Annotated in this window: 10 protein-coding genes; 2 read left to right on the top strand and 8 right to left on the bottom strand. The window is 48.7% G+C overall.

The window, feature by feature from the left end; genetic code table 11:
- Nucleotides 1–52 precede the first annotated feature (52 nt).
- The 8 genes from PTQ21_RS10355 to PTQ21_RS10320 all read right to left on the bottom strand — a co-directional run bounded on the left by PTQ21_RS10355 (nt 53) and on the right by PTQ21_RS10320 (nt 12,816).
- A complete protein-coding gene (locus tag PTQ21_RS10355) occupies nt 53–2,395 on the bottom strand; it encodes a rhamnogalacturonan lyase (protein WP_274570475.1) in 2,343 nt (780 codons plus the stop codon).
- Nucleotides 2,396–3,028: 633 nt separating this feature from the next.
- Complete coding sequence (locus PTQ21_RS10350; RefSeq protein ID WP_274569759.1) at nt 3,029–5,461, bottom strand: glycoside hydrolase family 6 protein; 2,433 nt, start codon at nt 5,459–5,461, stop codon at nt 3,029–3,031.
- A gap of 550 nt (nt 5,462–6,011) precedes the next feature.
- On the bottom strand, nt 6,012–7,103 hold the full coding sequence (locus PTQ21_RS10345) for an efflux RND transporter periplasmic adaptor subunit (protein ID WP_274569758.1): 1,092 nt from the start codon (nt 7,101–7,103) through the stop codon (nt 6,012–6,014).
- Nucleotides 7,104–7,188: 85 nt separating this feature from the next.
- Nucleotides 7,189–8,553, bottom strand: a complete 1,365-nt coding sequence (locus PTQ21_RS10340) for an ABC transporter permease (RefSeq protein WP_274569757.1) — start codon at nt 8,551–8,553, stop codon at nt 7,189–7,191.
- A complete protein-coding gene (locus PTQ21_RS10335) occupies nt 8,550–9,254 on the bottom strand; it encodes an ABC transporter ATP-binding protein (protein WP_063565941.1) in 705 nt (234 codons plus the stop codon). The genes PTQ21_RS10340 and PTQ21_RS10335 overlap by 4 nt, the downstream gene beginning before the upstream one ends.
- 234 nt (nt 9,255–9,488) lie before the next feature.
- A complete protein-coding gene (locus PTQ21_RS10330) occupies nt 9,489–10,646 on the bottom strand; it encodes a hypothetical protein (protein WP_274569756.1) in 1,158 nt (385 codons plus the stop codon).
- A complete protein-coding gene (locus PTQ21_RS10325; protein WP_269053500.1) occupies nt 10,643–12,106 on the bottom strand; it encodes a sensor histidine kinase in 1,464 nt (487 codons plus the stop codon). The genes PTQ21_RS10330 and PTQ21_RS10325 overlap by 4 nt, the downstream gene beginning before the upstream one ends.
- Entirely contained in the window at nt 12,103–12,816 is a 714-nt protein-coding gene (locus tag PTQ21_RS10320; RefSeq protein ID WP_024628875.1) for a response regulator transcription factor, read from the bottom strand. Before PTQ21_RS10320 ends, PTQ21_RS10325 begins: the two co-directional genes overlap by 4 nt.
- Before the next feature lie 206 nt (nt 12,817–13,022).
- On the opposite strand from PTQ21_RS10320, the gene PTQ21_RS10315 reads away from it, so the two are divergent.
- Entirely contained in the window at nt 13,023–13,499 is a 477-nt protein-coding gene (locus PTQ21_RS10315; RefSeq protein WP_063565944.1) for an RNA polymerase sigma factor, read from the top strand.
- 206 nt (nt 13,500–13,705) lie between these two features.
- The gene (locus tag PTQ21_RS10310; RefSeq protein ID WP_420800359.1) at nt 13,706–16,516 is read left to right on the top strand and encodes a chitinase N-terminal domain-containing protein; all 2,811 of its coding nucleotides are present in this window, start codon (nt 13,706–13,708) and stop codon (nt 16,514–16,516) included.
- Nucleotides 16,517–16,585 lie beyond the last annotated feature (69 nt).

The raw sequence follows: 16,585 nt of genomic DNA, 5'->3' as shown, positions 1-16,585 counted from the left end.
AACACTTCCTATAAAGAAATAATACTTTTGAAAACCTATCGCCTATTACTTCTCACTTTTCACCCTTACCCGACTTGGGCGTGTGGAACTTCGGCAGCGTAACCTTCAACCAGTCGATATCCGATGCCATGTAGAAGGATGGGTAGGACGGCTGATTGTATCCACTGTTCTGTCCAGCAATGCCGACACGATACATCGCGTCATGCATCAGCGTGTACAGTTTACGATCAGTCTTCTCGGTGCTCAGGTAGATGCGGATCGCCGAGCTGTCCTCGGTTCTCACCAGCATCTCTTCCCGCCAATCCCCGAAGATATCCGCTACTAGAGATGGCGTACCCTTGGTATAATTGTTGGTCAACGTGCCGTTCGCGGTCAGCAGAGTTCCCCGATTCCAATCCTTAATCGTAGGCGTGACATTAATGGCACCATCCACGATTTGAGTTGTCATATCAGCGGCCCAGCGAATATTCATATTGGTACCAGGGGCTTTATCGGTTATTTTCTCACCGCTGGCTGTCCACAATCCCACAGCCCATGTCTCCAATCCGCGACGAGTCGGGTCCACATCACCGATCATGCCACGTCCGGTATCTTTGCCCGTGTACCCGCCATAGATCACTTCCCCAGTCTTCGCATCCCGTAGGGAATATCCGTATGGCGCCCAAGGACCACCCTCATGCACCATGAAGATCTCCAGTCCTGGACGATCTGGATCAATATCCGCTACATGGAGTGCATCCCCATGGCCCAGACGTGCAATTGTTCCCGGAGCAGCACTCTCCGCTGGCATCAGGTCCTTGGAGCTGTACAGCACACTGCCATCATGATCAATCGTGGCCGAGCCGTACACAATCTCCTGTTTACCGTCTCCATCCACATCAGCAACACTGAAATAGTGCGCACCTTGCGTTGTAATGGAGCCATACTCTGGATCAGTACCGTCCACCCCATGCGGACCGTCATTGAACGGGTTCTTCATCGGTGTCCAGCCACTGTCGACTTTCCATTCACGTTTGAGCTTTTTGCCATCCCAGTTGTAGGCCACCATGGTCGAACGTGTGTAGTATCCGCGTGCAAAGATCGCAGACGGTTTCTTTCCATCCAGATATGCCACGCCTGCCAGGAAACGATCTACCCGGTTCGCTGGTTCAATACGCGCCATTGCGTAATCGCCCCACATCAACCCATCGTCCTGCCGTCCCGGCTCATAAGGAATGGTCTCCAGCTCTTTGCCCGACTCTCCTTCGAACACCGTTACATACTCAGGTCCATCGACGATAAAACCTTCGAACTTGCGCAGCTCATTCTTGTCACTGCGGCTTGGTGCATACACATCAATGAAGTAATCTGCCAAGCTCTCAGCATCCTTCTGAGACAATGGGTAACTATACTTTTTCTCAATCCCAAAAGCTTCCTCCAACGTAGCAGGCCAGTTGCCCTTCACGACCTCTTCATGTTTATGCCAGTTCTTGAACATATCCACGACATGATCATAGTAGCCATCTGCACTTAAACGGTAATCATCTTCGTTAGAATAACCTGCCTTACGATCCTGCTTCGGAAGGGTGATGTATTTTTCGGAAGTGATCTTTCCTTTTTTGTTATATTTGATGATCTTGGTTCCCGGTGCGGTCTTAAACATCATCTCAGCCTTGCCATCCCCGTCAAAATCATAAACGAGCATCTGTGTATAATGAGCACCCGAACGGATGTTGACCCCGAGATCGATCCGATACAACAATTGTCCGTCCAGCGTGTAGCAATCCACGTACGTTTTACCGGTGTAGCCTTTTTGCGAGACATCCTTGGAGTTAGAAGGGTCCCATTTTACAAAAAACTCATACTGACCGTCCTCGTCCACATCGCCCACACTCATGTCATTCGCAGAATACGAGTAGGCTTCTCCCACTGGCGTCACACCATCGGCCGGTTTTTGCAAAGGAATATCGACGTAGCCGTTCGCCCAAGGTTTGACGGATGCACTGTGTTTACTCTCCTTGCCCTTCTTGCTTACCGCTGCCACTTCATAACGGGACGACGATTTGCCTGCGGCATCAACATAGTTGGTGCTGTCGGTGACCGTAGCAATCTTCTTGCCATCACGATATACGTTGAAATCTGTGCCTGTCAGACCTTTGTCGCTATACCCTGTGGCCTCGTCACCAAGCAACCTCCAACTGAGGAAAACACCCTCGGAAGTAGAAGCCGCAACCAGACCGCGATCAAGATACTCAAGCTGAATGTCTTTCAAAGAACTCCCCCCCTTATGTGACTGCACGCTGGCCTCTGCCGCGCTGTTCTCACTGGAAGCTGCTGCTCCGCTCGCACCCGCTGTTCCCGCAACGAGCAAAGCAACGCTTATTGCCGAAGACAGCATTTTGGCTGCAAGTGGCATACGCACCTTCCTGCGATTGGAGTACATACCTGAAACCGATCCTTTATGTATCGGCGCTAATGTTTTGGATTTCATCGACCTTCACTCTCCTTGAGACAGAATGGGTGATGCTTATGGCTGTGCTTGGATCGTTGCGACATCCGTCAATCCATACAGACGTTCATATCCTTCAAATTTTACTGAATGCGCTTACAAAAATATAAATGAATAGCTCTCCTGAACAGACTTCTTTGACTCCGTCCCCCTTTCATTCCCTCTCCATTAGAGCAGCTTCATCCTGCCCATCGGGTATTATTATAGACATCCCACCTGCTGTGACATAGGCAAATATCCGTCCAAAACGATCAATATTCAGTGTTGTTCAGGACTCTATCGAAACGAGCACACCTTATTCCGAAGATTAGCGGCAATAGAAAAACTAACGAACTCCGGTACGTTATCTGGTAAAAACCATCGGAAAACAGAGTGAACACAGGGCGAAAACCTGGTAATAACGTGTATACGATTCGTTAAAACACTGCACTAGCTCCATTACACGAAATAAGACGCACTCCATTCGTTAAAATTGAAAAAAGGGACGTTCCCCAGTCATGTTCATGACTGGGAAACGCCCCTGTTTTGTATTCGCTCCTTTTAAGGCTCAATGCCCCAGACCAGGGTACCGCCTTTGTAGAGGGTCACCTTGTTCCAGTCCTGATAGGATGTTTTGGTTGGATCGTAGGAATAATCATTGGTTTCATCTAAGTTGCTCCAGTCCGTTTTGTACATGCGGAGCTGGATATCTCCGGATTGTCCACCTGCCTGGATCGCGCCTGCTCCAGAAGTGAAGCTCAGTTCCACATAGGAATCAGTGAACGTACGCTGGATGTTGGCTCCGCCAACCTGAGCGTAATCGATAGCAGAGTCCATCGCTGCGGTACCTTCTTTGGAGAAGTAATAACGGATTTTCAGATCACTCAGATTTACAGCCGTGTTACCTACGTTTTTGATGTTGAAGTACGGTTTGATTTGGTTATCTGCCGCGTTCGTATCTCCCGCACGATATTGCAGAACCAGATCACTGGTTGGAACAACTACACTTTGCGGTGTTGCAGAAGCTGCGGCAGAATTGACACTTTCCCCGGCAGCGTTCACGGCACTAACCACATAATGATAGGTCGTTCCATTGGTCAGACCCGTATTGGTGTAGGATGTGCCGCTCACATTGGCAGCAACCGTAGTGAATGGACCCGATGCACTCAACGCCCGTTTCACGTTATAACCTGTCGCTCCTGCCGAAGCCGCCCAGGTCAAGCTGATTTGAGCATTGCCTGCCGTAGCTGTCAGCGCTGTTGGTGCACCAGGGGCAGTCACACCTGCTACTGGTACCGCACTTTTTACAGCCGAATTCACACTCTCACCCGCAGAATTCACGGCACTAACCACATAATAGTAGGTTGTACCATTGATCAGACCTGTGTTGGCATACGATGTGCCTGTCACGCCCGCAGCAACCGTAGTGAATGGACCCGACGCACTCAACGCCCGTTTCACGTTATAACTGGTCGCACCTGTGGAGGCTGTCCAGCTCAGGGAAACCTGTGCGTTGCCTGCTGTCGCAGACAGTGTTGCCGGAGCTGCTGGAGCTGTCGTTCCACCCCCTCCACCATTGCTGGCTGGAAGAACAGGGAATGAGTTTTGCACCAGCATGACGAATTGGTCATGGAACCAGTGACCCGACACTGGTGCGTTAGGCAGTGCACCCGTCAATACACCATCACGAGTTGTAAAGGTTGGATCACACATCCGGTCGAAGCCTTTTCCTTCGTTGTTCGGAATTTCCGAGCTGGAGCCATCAGACTCCCCTGGAGGTTTGACCCATACATAGGCATCCAGATGGGCTGGTCCTGGTGCAGCTTTAGGTGCTTCACCTATGCCTGCTCCACTGTTATTACACCAGTTCCCCCGGTGATCGCGCTTATCCACACGCCCGGAGTTCACGTACGTGTTAATATCACTGCCTGTGGCAGACGTTGGACGATTCACCCCGCCCCATCCATTACGGCTGGTATCAATGAGGAAGCCCGTGCTGGCCGGCCAGCCAGCTTGTACAAATCCGCTATACAGTGCCGCAGTGAAATCGGTTTCGTCAAAGTAAGGGTTCCACTCATAAAACTTGGAAGACTTGATCGGTTGTCCACCGATGTTCAGATCGGGATTAGGCAGATTCGGTTCATTCAGCGGTGTGCTGTTCGCTGTGTTCGTAATGAAGCCATCGGCGCTGCTCAGACCTGCTGCTGTTCCTTGGACAACGCTGGTATACAGCGAGATTGCGCCTGTACGGTTGTTATCCCAACCAAGCCAGCCGGAGTGACCAATATCCAGGTAGTTGTACACATTCGGAATGGCATGCAGCTTTTCCAATGCGTATTTGACACCAGCTTCATAGATGCCTGTTGAACTCGCCTGGGCACAAGCTGGTGTACTGAGATTGGTTACCAGATTGGGCAGACTGTCCGGCTCGATGATAGCGATGATGCGAATGTCCTGATACTTGGGCTTTGCAAAAATATCGGCGATTACATTGATATAATCATTTTTATACGTCTGCAGGGCCGCCTGTGTTAGTGGAAGTTCACCATTGGATGCAAGGGCATGACAATCCCGCCCAGGTAAGTTGTAGATAACGAATGAAGCGGTAATTGGAGTACCTGACTTCTTTTGTGCCAAGGCGGCATCCAGATGCTGCTCCACACTTTTGCGTCCGGCATTGTCTGTTCCACCATTAATGGCAGCAATACGGTCGATCCAGACTGCCGTTGGATAGGATTTCACCGTTTCCATCTTGGCTTTTAACGCTGCATCACTGGTGAGAGCAATGGACGTATCCACGAGAGCGGAATAATCCTGGTTTAAATACGACGTAGCTCCGACAAACGGATTATCCACATGCGCTTCAGCCGCCTGACTCACTCCTGGAGCCATGCCCGGGAAAATGCCCGCCGCGAGCAGCGTTGCTGCCAGCATTTGTTTTACACTTCTGCGAAGCACCTTTCCGCCTTTCGATAAGGTTTTCGATTTAGTCATTAGGGTTCCACCTTTCCTGTACTTGGATTGGGTATATACTCATGTCTGATCCTCTGTGTCGGCAAGATGCTATGCACGGTAGAGAACGTATGGATGAGCTGTAGGGACTTCACCTCCATGAATGTAGTTCAATTGGGACAAGCCAGGTCAACAACAATAAGATGTGAAACAAGAAACAGAAATGGTGTCTTACACTGAGGTTAAGGGACAAAGCAAGGGGGATAACATCTGTAGGTGTGTGCGGGTGATTTTTGGTGAACGGCTTTCAAGGCATTGCTCTGACTTAATTAAAGTAAGCGCTTACTTTTAGAGGTTTTAAAAAAAGGTTTACCCTCGATACAAACCTCACATCGCGTGTCCACCTCCTTATGAATCGATTATACTCCATGTAAATATTACTGTAAATTGAATTTATTAAATTTTATTATATTTAATTCCATAAATCAGGCAGGAATTCTGAGATGTGCCTCCCCAAGCCATAAAAAAGGCTCATCACGGGCTTTTCTCCCGTGATGAGCTAATTGACATAGCATATTCTCATGCTATTTTTTTATGGAAGCACAACAATATCTCCTGGTTTCAAGCCGTTCAATACTTCAGTCTTGTCATCTGTCTCGATGCCTGTTTGAATCGTCTGCTGTACATATTGCCCGTTGCCCTGATCCAGCATCACATATGCCGTATCCTGATCTCGCATGACCGCCAGCGTGGGAACGACCGTCGCTTTCTCCTTGCGCAGCGTTTCAATCTTGCCCTCCAGACTTAATCCACCGATCAGCTTGGCGTTTGGCTTCAAATCAATGACAATATCGAATTGGGAAGGCTGCTTCAGATCTGTTTCCGTTCCCTTTTTGGCAAACTTGGAGATTTTGATGACCTTCCCGGTTAACGGAACCTCCTTGTTTCCCGTCATATGTACACTTACAGGCATGCCTGTTTGGATTTTGAATAGCTCCTGCTCGCTAATGGCCGCCACAAATTGTAATTTGCCTGTGTCCACAATGGTACCCACATACTGACCTTCGCTCACCATACGTGTCTTGGTCTCCGTATCGTTCATCAGAAACACACCGGATACAGGCGCGTACACGGTGGATAAACCCATGACCGCTTTCTTGGCCTGAACCTCCTGCTCCTTTACGGCGATGGATTCCTTGTTCATTTCGTTGGTCAGTCGTTTTGTTTCCCGCTCGGCGAAGGCTTTCTTCCGTTCTTCTTCAGTAACCCCCAATTGCTCGGGACCCTCTCCCTGAGTAAGACCAATCTCATTCAATTGAGCTTCCAGCCTCGATTTCTCAATATCGGTCTCCAACTGCTGCACTTCCGTCTGCAATGCTTTCGAATCAAGCGAGAACATTACGGCTCCCTTGTGAATGGGCTCCCCATTCTCCACATTCCACTGCTTTATCTTCGAGGCAAAAGGAGCGTACACATCCGTCTGTTTGGCATAAGCCGACTTGCCTTTGACCTGAATTTCCTGCGTGATCGTCTCCTGTGTGACTCCAAATGTAATGGGCTGTGGAGCCTCGATGGGCACTTCGGGTACCGGTTTATATTGCTGGTACAGAAAATATCCAGCGCCTGCGAGCAGTCCGATCATGATGATTCTCTTTATCCATTTGCCTATTGCCGAATTCTTCATTGCCGTATGTCCCTTCATTCAATCTGTCTGTTGATTCTGTCTGTTTAATAACCTATACTTTGCATCCCCTGTATCTCTGCTTGATTTATGCGGATTTAATTACCTGCAACGCATTTGTACGCGAGGCGCTAATCGCCGGATAGATTCCCGAGAGTACTCCGGTCAACACCGCAAACGCTATACCAGCAGGCAGGGCCGACGTCTCAATAACCACTTGGAGAGGTGTGCTTGCTTCCATCGAGATTTGTCCTTGGAGTAGTCCATTTACCCCCTGAATGGCTCCGTAAGCGATGAAGACACCAACAATGCCGCCCAACACTCCAAGTACTGCAGCTTCAGTAATGAACATCTGCCTGATCTGCCACAGATTGGCTCCCAGCACCTTCATGACGCCAATCTGTTTGCGGCGCTGATGCGTGGACATGATCATCGCTACAATAATAGACAGCGAAGCCAGCAGCATGACGAATATCCCAATGCCCATAGCGGCCTTCTGGTACATGCCAAGCTGTTCCTTCATCGCCTGCTCCTGATACAGATTGCTGTCTGTCATCAGCGTCAGCTTCTGAATCTGCTCCTGCACCTGTGCCACATACTTCTTGTCCTCTACCTTCACGAGCGCCGAGTTCAACCGTCCTGCTGCCGCGGCCTGTGCCTGACTGCTCTGGAACTGTTCAGCGAGCATCCGGGCGGTTTCGAGGGAAACATAGACCTTTTTGTCATACATGGCATTGTTCTCACTCATGCCGCCAGGCACCTTCAGTACACCCGTCACTCGCAAAGGCGAGCTTGCTTTGGCTTTGGATGAATCATTCATGTCCTGATATTTCAGGTTAAACTGTGCCTGAAACAGCTCGGTTTGGGTAGACATCAACGCCATGTATTGCTGTAGAAACTCTTCATTAAACGAATCCTCCATGAGCTTGTTGTTCAGTTCGCGGATCACCTCGGCGTCCACAAGTCCGAAGGTTGCACCGTAATTCACAATAGCGGCTCCGCTGATCCCCGATGCCCCGCCTTTGTCAAAACGGTAGCCGAAACGGCTCAATGATCCAAGCTCTGTACCGATAACTTCCACATTGGAGCTTTTGCCATCCAATGTAGCCATCTCCAGCATATCCAGCTTCAGCATCGGAGCAACGGCGACGACATGCGGAAGGCTGGAAATAATATCGATTTTTCGAGCCGTCAGCGCTCCTCGTTCGAAGGTGGACGTCTGCCCATTGCTTCCGCTCGAACCGATTCCCTCATTGGGGGATACTGCAATCTCATCCATTTTGTAATTCTCGTTTAACGTTTTCTCACCATAGACCTGTACCGACTGCCCCACGCTTAACGCGATAATCATGGCCGCACAGCCGATGGACAGGCCAATCATGCACAGAAGAGTAACCACCTTTCTGCGCACAATCTGTCCCCATGACATTCGCAACACATCCAGAACTCTCACAACCGCTCTCCTTGCTCTACTGCCTTGGACTGGCCGCTCTCCACCAAGCATCCGTCCTGCAATGTAATGACAACCTGCATCTGCTCCGCCACTTCAGCCTCATGCGTGACAATAACGAATGTTGTATGCATCTCCCGATTCAGCTGTTGCAAAATGGAAATAATCTCTTCCTCCGTTCGGGTATCCAGGTTCCCGGTAGGCTCGTCCGCGAATATGACGGACGGCTCCGTAATCAGTGAACGCGCAATGCTGACGCGCTGCTGCTGCCCTCCTGATAGCTGGGAAGGGAATAATTCGGACTTGCCGACAAGGCCAACCTGTTCTAGCAGGTGCATCGCCTTTTGCTTACGCCGTGATGGGCGAATGCCCTGAAACACGAGCGGCAGCTCCACATTTTCCCGAATTGTCAGGTTCGCAAGCAGCTCATACGCCTGAAAAATAAAGCCAATATGTGTCCGGCGGAATTCGGCCAGTCGGTTCTCACTCATACGCACAATATCCTGATCTGCAATAAGGATCTTGCCTGTGTCCGGCTTCATCAGACCTGCCATCAGATGCAATAACGTCGATTTGCCTGAACCGGAGCTTCCCAGCAGTGCAACCATCTCACCCTTACCCACGGATATGTTAATGTCCTGCAATACGGGAACAATCCCTTGTGCATTGCGGAACGTGTGTGATACCTGTTCAACTCGCAGCATGAATCCGGCTTCCTCTCATCGATGTAATAGAGGTAATTATAGCCATCAGATGTATCGGTCCAATCTGGACTTGTATCCAATTTGTAAAATCAGCCTTTAGCTGCATTGGATTGAAAGGCCTTCTTTGGATTTATGCAACATGTTCAAATCACAAAAAGACCCTATGGGTTCAGTCCTTAACATAGCGACTTCATTCCATAGGGCCTAATTTCTGAGCATTCCATATTCACATCTTTACCAAGCTCGGAAGCTAAACTGATATAACTCGCTTTTTTCCATAGAGCTCCCGACAACAAAGAGATTGCTGTCATTCCATTTCAACTTGATAAAGTAATCGATATTCCGGTAAATAACCGTATCGGACCCCAGCTTCCGGTCATTCAGATAGGCAATGTGCACCTCATTCTTCTGTCCTTCGAGTGTCAAAAAATAGGCAATGCGGGACTCCTCCTCATCCAGATCGAAGCTCCAGATAGGCCCTTTGACCAGCAGCTCAAACTTTTTGGTATCCGCTCGATATCTGTACAATCCCTGTTCGGTGTTGATCATGCCCTGAATCAGCATGTCCCCATTCTTTAGTACCTTAAACTGCTGTATATCCTGGGCAGGGGTGTATGCGGTGATATCATTTTTGTCGTTCAGAGAGAAGCTATAGACGGCGTAATTTTCTTTCAGTTTGACCAGCACATACACCCGTGATAGATCCCGGCTAATCTCATATGAATCCAGCATAATCAGAGTATCATCCGGACTTGAAATGTTACTCACCTGCGCAACCTTGGCAACTAACTCATCATAACTGTACAATTCGTGTTTCTTTCCTGTATCCAGACCCACCATGTTGAACACCAGGTCATCATATCCGATGTAGGATTCATTACCTACAAAGACGCGTGAATAGGAGTTGTCATTCTTCAGCTTGAGATGTTCTCCTGTTTTCAAATCATATTCATAGGTTGTCTTCTGCGCCTGAGTCGATCGGTACTGTGAATAAATCAGCTTGCTCTGATCCGGACTCAGAGTAATGCCATACTCTGTATTCGTGGCGATGTCCTTCAAGAGATTATCATCCATATGCAGCTGTGACAGCTTGATCCCGGTATAGGAACGATCCGGCCGATTCAATATGACCGTGTTGGGATCAGCTACCTCAAAATCATAAATGGCAAAGTCATTGGGCAGCTTGGTAGCCGACTCAATCTGAATGGTGCTGCTTGGCGGTGGGGCGAGGCGGCTGTTGAACTGTTTATCCGGCAGAATGACGGTCCTGGGCTTCCCATGTCCAATGCTGAACAGACTACCAATGCCAAAGATACCTCCGACAAATACAATCAGCAAACCGGATAACATAAGCATATCGCGATATCTGCTCCAAAATCCTCGTTTCTTCATACGTCCGATTCTCCAGGCAGACTGATATTCACCTGTGTTCCCTTGTTCAATATACTCTTCATTTCCACCGTTCCCCCATGCTGCTCCACCGTGTTTTTCACAATTGACAAGCCCAGCCCAGCGCTTCCCTTCTCTGTCCTGTTCATCCCGTTATCCCGGTAAAAGGGTTCAAATACATGCTTCAGCGCTTCCTCCGGAATGCCTTCTCCTTCATCACGAATCAGTATGGCTACCGAATCTCCCAGTCGAAACGATTGGACCTGAATGATGGAATTCACATTCCCGTATTTGACCGAGTTATCCAGCACATTCAAAAAAACTTCCTTGAGCTTATTCCAGTCCCCCTGGACATATAGCAATTCTTCCAGCTCATAGCGAATGCCAATATTGTACTTGCCCGCCTTGATGGACATGTCTTCGCAGGCTTCCCGAATAATATTCGATACATTCACCCGCTCAAAACGGAAGGTCTGAATCGGTGTGGACGATACGGTCACTTCAAGGATATCCGCAACCATGACGTTGAGGCGTTGGCTCTCGTTGATAATATATTTCAACCCTTTATCGAAGAATGCTTGATCCGTAAATCCATTATCCCGCAAAATCTGGGCATACCCCAGTATCGTGGTCAGTGGTGTCTTTAATTCATGCGTCACATTGTCAAAAAAAACCTTGTTGCGTGCTTGTAAATGCTTGACCTCATCCCGTTCTCTCTCAATCACGTCAATCTGCTCCTTTACCCGAGCAATCATGACGGTAAAGCTGGAAGCCAGCTCTCCAATCTCATCCTTCGTTGAGATGTGGATGTCTGCATTCAGGCTGCCTTGTGCAACTTCGGCTGAACGTTTTGTCAGCACACGAATCGGCTTGGTAATCTGGCGTGAAATAAAGACAGATCCAATGAAAACAAACACAAAAATGACGGCTGCAAAGCCCTTGATGGTGTTCTGAAATCGCAGATGCCGTTTGAACAGATCCGTATAATCCCTTTCCAGCTGGATAATGCCAAGGATGCTCCCCTCCGACAGCACAGGAAAGGACAGATTCCCTGTTACTCTGCCTTTGGCCACCACGGTTGTATAGGCGATCTTTGATTTCATGGCAGCCTGTAGATCAGAAGTTTGAGCAGCAGCCAGCTTCGCCTCCGCACCCACGTTGCTAAACGGAGTGCCATCAGACCGATAGACTATGACCTTGCCGCCTACTGCGGAGCCGATCTGTTCTGCGAGGTCCCGATTCCCTGTTCCCAGGGAGTCCTCACTAATCCGTTTATTATGAATCAGGAAGTATTGATTGAGCGCGATATCCAGATTTTTTTTGGATTGCACCATGTCCTCCTGCACTTCCCTGTACATGTTCTCCTCACCCACTTTATTCGAAATAATGAGCAAGGCCGAAAAACCAATAAATACGATGACCGAGAAAAGAACGACCATTTTGAACTGGATCGTCCACTTCATGTATGCACCTGAATATTCAGTTTGTAACCCACGCCAAAGACCGTCTCAATAAGTGAAATCCCCTGCTCCCCGCTATCCAGCTTCTTGCGGATACGCTGAATATGAATGTCTACCGTCCGGGTATCTCCGGGAAAATCAAATCCCCACACTTTATCCAGCAACTCGGACCTTGTATGTACTTTGCGGTGATGGTTGACCAAATATAAGAGCAGATCATACTCCTTATTGGTCAGTCCGGCGCGTTCCCCATCTTTCCAGACTTCACGCTCATCCTTGCGGATCTCAATGTGTCTACCAAGCCGTACCACTTCATAGGACTGATTCTCCAGCGTCTCGCTGATTAGATCAATCCGGCGGAAAATGGCCCGAATGCGCACAACTACCTCACGAATGTCGAATGGCTTGGTAATATAATCGTCCGCCCCCAGCTCCATGCCGAGCACCTTGTCCAGCATATCGGACTTCGCCGTAATCATAATTACGGGAATCTTCGAATTCACGGAAAGTTGTCTGCATACATCGAACCCGCTCATGTCCGGCAGCATCAGGTCGAGCAGGATCAAGTCTGGTCTGGACTCCCTGAGCAGATCCAAGCCCTCTCTGCCTGTTGCTGCTTCAGTCATCTCAAATCCTTCCTTACGCAACGAATAGGATAGGATGTCGCGAATGGACTCTTCGTCTTCAATAATCAAAATCTGTTTCGGTCTCATGATGAATCTTAATCTCCCTGCTCTATGAATTTCATCTGCCTTATATTCTGTATCTCTGCTCTTGGATTGAACAGAGGTTCACCGGAAATGTTACAACTCGGATACAAGTCTGGCGTCTTTGGAAACATCATCCCGATATACTTGGAACACAGAGAACAAACCAGACCGGACAAAGCCAGATCGGTATCCAAAGGGGAAAACATCACGTGAACAAAACAACCATTCATGATGCTTATGTAAACTATAAATCAGAAGTGACACGGTATCTATCTCAGATCGTCAAAAATCAACAGGATGCAGAGGATCTCACGCAGGAGTGTTTCATTCGAATGATGAATGTATCGGCAGACATTCCGGAAGAACGACTTCTCTACTACCTCAAAAGAATTGCCCGTAACCTCGCCATGGATACATTCCGCAAGCGGACCCGTACACTGAAGCGGGACAGTAAGTTGGAGATGCAGACGTATCACTGTGATACATCCGAATTGGAGATCTCTGAAGGTGTTAACGACCTTGTTTCGATCATTAACAATACAGAGCATCGCAAAATTCTTGAATTACGCGTGATTCACGGGTACAGCATCAAAGAAACCGCCCAGCTCGTTAACCGTAGTGAAGGCATGATCAAATCCTCGGTATTCCATGCTGTCAATCGGATTCGGGCCAAAGTCATCTCATAAGAGATGGCTTTTTTTCATGAGCAGAAATGACGTGAAATCAACATCTGATGTTAGAAAGTATCAAAATTTGTTAGATGGAGCATGACAAAGGACTCATTTTTACAAAAGTCGAGTTCGTTTTTACAAATTGTTATGACTATGTGAGATTTTGGTGTGTTAGAATATGGACGAACTCATGTTTCAACTAATATTTGGGAGGGATTTGGTTGGGTAAATTGACACGTATGCGAGGAGTATGGGTAAAATCACTCCTGGCATTGTCCATGGCATTGCCGCTTCAGATTGGATTGTGGAATGGAGATGCATCGGTTCAGGCCGAATGGGCGACAGACCCTGCACCGTTCATTCAGGCAAAGGTTGTTAACGGTAATGCAGGCAAGAAAGTATTGTTCGACAATACTCATGCACAGACAGCTGGAGCAGCTGACTGGGTCATTGACGGAGGCTTCTCAGACTTCGGCAATGCACTCGCGAATGATGGATATTATGTAAAGGAACTGCGCAAGACGACTCCTTTTACCTATGACGATCTGAAAGAATATAACGTGTTTGTCATTGCTGAACCCAATGTTCCCTTCAAAACGACAGAACAGGCAGCCTTGAAAGAGTATGTAGAAAAAGGCGGCAGCATCTTCTTCATTGGAGATCACTACAATGCTGACCGTAACAAAAACCGCTGGGACGGTTCTGAAGCGATTAACGGCTATCGTCGTGGCGCATTCGAAGATCCAGCCAAAGGCATGAGCACAGAGGAGCGTAACTCTGAGGCTATGCAAAATGTAACCAGCACGGACTGGCTGTCCGATAATTTCGGAGTACGCTTCCGTTACAACGCATTAGGCGATATTAATGCTACTAACATTGTGCCTGCTGGACAGGCATTTGGCATTACAGAAGGTGTATCTGCGGTAGCCATGCACGCAGGGTCCACTCTTGCGATCACCGATCCAACAAAGGCTAAAGGTATTGTATACCTGCCGAAAACGAATGACGCTTGGCCGAACGCTGTTGACCAGGGCGTATACAATGGCGGTGGAGTTGAGGAAGGTCCTTACGTAGCCGTTTCCAAGCTGGGTGCAGGTAAAGCAGCATTTATCGGCGATTCCTCTCCGGTTGAAGATGCTTCACCGAAGTATCTTCGCGAAGAGACTGGCGCTCGCAAAACAACGTATGACGGCTTCAAAGAAGTTGATGACGGCAAATTGCTGGTCAATACCGTTAACTGGCTTGCTAATCAAGAAAATTACACTAGCTTGACTCAAGTGAACGGACTTCAACTGGATAATGCAACAGCATTGCTTCCGTTCGAACAACCTGCTGCTTCCACAGAACCACAGGCTGAACCTTGGGCTGCACCAGCTGCAGGATACAAGTGGTATGATCGTTCCACGTTCAAAGCAGGTTCTTATGGTGGACCAGCTTCAAGCGCGAACGCTTCCTACAGCATCGTGAAGCAGGAAACCCTGCCTAATGCGGAGGATTTCCAGATCCGTGTGGTTGTAGAGAACATGCCTGCTAACACAACCGTTTCCGGTTACAGTGCAGGAATTTACCTGACTGGCGGAACACAGGTCGCCATGATTCAGAATGAAGGTGGTACATGGCCGACTTCGTACGGTTATAGCTCCAACTTTAGCGTAACTTCCGACAGCAAAGGTCGCGCAATCAAAGACCTGAATGTCCGCATTAAATCAGGTACAACGGGCGCTGCCAGCCTGCGTCTGCGTCTGAACGGCAGCAACCTGATTACGACTGCAGTTACCGTCGGCAATGTTCCGGCTGAGCAGCTTCCGGAAGAAGAAGGACCAATCCCGGCAACGATCAGCATTGCTGATGCACGCACCAAAGCAGCTGGTTCAACGGTTACAGTTGAGGGTGTAGTTACTACAGAGCCAGGTGCTTTTGGTGGACAATCCTTCTATCTTCAAGACACCACCGGTGGCCTTTATGTTTTCCAAAGTACTGCCGGCTTCCACGCTGGAGATGTGGTTAAAGTAACCGCAGCAACGGCGCTATACAACAGTGAATTTGAGCTTACGGATATCGTAGCGATCGAGAAAACGGGTACAGCCTCCATCCCTGCTGCCATTGATGTGCCAGCAGTTACGGCTGCAAACCAGGGTCAACTCGTTCAATTGAAAGAAGTAACTGTTCAGAACATCATCAGTGCAACACCGGTAGGTTCGTTTGAATTCGATGCAGTTGCAGCGGACGGAACAAGCACGCATGTACGTGTGGATACACGCACAGGTGTAACGCAAACGACCTTCCCTTATGCAGCAGGCGATAAAATCAGCGTGACAGGTGTTGCCGCTATTTTTAAAGATGTATTTCAACTGAAGCCTAGAAGCTTGAACGATTTCGTAGCCGTTGAAGAAGGCGGCGAAGAAGGACCTTCGACTCCAGCTGTTGGCGCACCAGGTAAGCCGGCGCTTACATCCAACAATGGTTACAGCAACGGTCTCTCTGAAGGGTCTTATACCGTTACTATGAACCTCTGGTGGGGTGACAATGGCACGAGCTATAAGCTGTATGAAGATGGCGTGCTGATTGACACACAAAAGCTGACAGACGCTACACCAGCGGCGCAATCGGCCCAAACAACGATCAATGGTAAAGCTAACGGTACTTATACCTACGTAGCTGAGCTGTCGAACTCCAAGGGTACAACTCGCAGTGAAGTACTCACGGTGCAAGTTGCGAATGCTGCCCCTGGCAAAGCAGTTCTCTCCCAAGACAATTGGGATGGGGACGGCAACTACAAAGTGACGATGAATCTGTGGTGGGGAACAAACGCATCAGAATACCGTCTCTATGAGAATGGTCAACTGATCGATACCAAAGCACTGAACGCAGTAACACCTAATGCACAAAGCGCTGTGACAGATGTATCCGGTCACGCGAATGGAACGTACACGTATCGTGCTGAGCTGATCAATGCAGCGGGTGTGACAAGCACTGAAACGATTACGGTACAAGTAACGAAATCCGCTGTATCTTTGCCAGCAGCAAGCTAAGTCTCAATAAGGAATGCCTAACGTTTAACCAAGCATTGAAAAACCGAAGCAAGTTTGCCGGGACTCCAG

It is taken from the genome of Paenibacillus marchantiae, from assembly GCF_028771845.1.
Lineage (GTDB): Bacteria > Bacillota > Bacilli > Paenibacillales > Paenibacillaceae > Paenibacillus > Paenibacillus marchantiae.
The sequence above is the reverse complement of the archived record's forward strand: the minus strand, read 5'-3'. Positions and strand labels throughout refer to the sequence as shown.

What these genes read in the sequence shown, in the direction of transcription:
- PTQ21_RS10345 (WP_274569758.1), bottom strand. Translation starts at nt 7,103, where the DNA reads ATGAAGAATTCGGCAATAGGCAAATGGATAAAGAGAATCATCATGATC.
- PTQ21_RS10355 (WP_274570475.1), bottom strand. Translation starts at nt 2,395, where the DNA reads ATGCCACTTGCAGCCAAAATGCTGTCTTCGGCAATAAGCGTTGCTTTG.
- PTQ21_RS10325 (WP_269053500.1), bottom strand. Translation starts at nt 12,106, where the DNA reads ATGAAGTGGACGATCCAGTTCAAAATGGTCGTTCTTTTCTCGGTCATC.
- PTQ21_RS10350 (WP_274569759.1), bottom strand. Translation starts at nt 5,461, where the DNA reads ATGACTAAATCGAAAACCTTATCGAAAGGCGGAAAGGTGCTTCGCAGA.
- PTQ21_RS10335 (WP_063565941.1), bottom strand. Translation starts at nt 9,254, where the DNA reads ATGCTGCGAGTTGAACAGGTATCACACACGTTCCGCAATGCACAAGGG.
- PTQ21_RS10320 (WP_024628875.1), bottom strand. Translation starts at nt 12,816, where the DNA reads ATGAGACCGAAACAGATTTTGATTATTGAAGACGAAGAGTCCATTCGC.
- PTQ21_RS10330 (WP_274569756.1), bottom strand. Translation starts at nt 10,646, where the DNA reads ATGAAGAAACGAGGATTTTGGAGCAGATATCGCGATATGCTTATGTTA.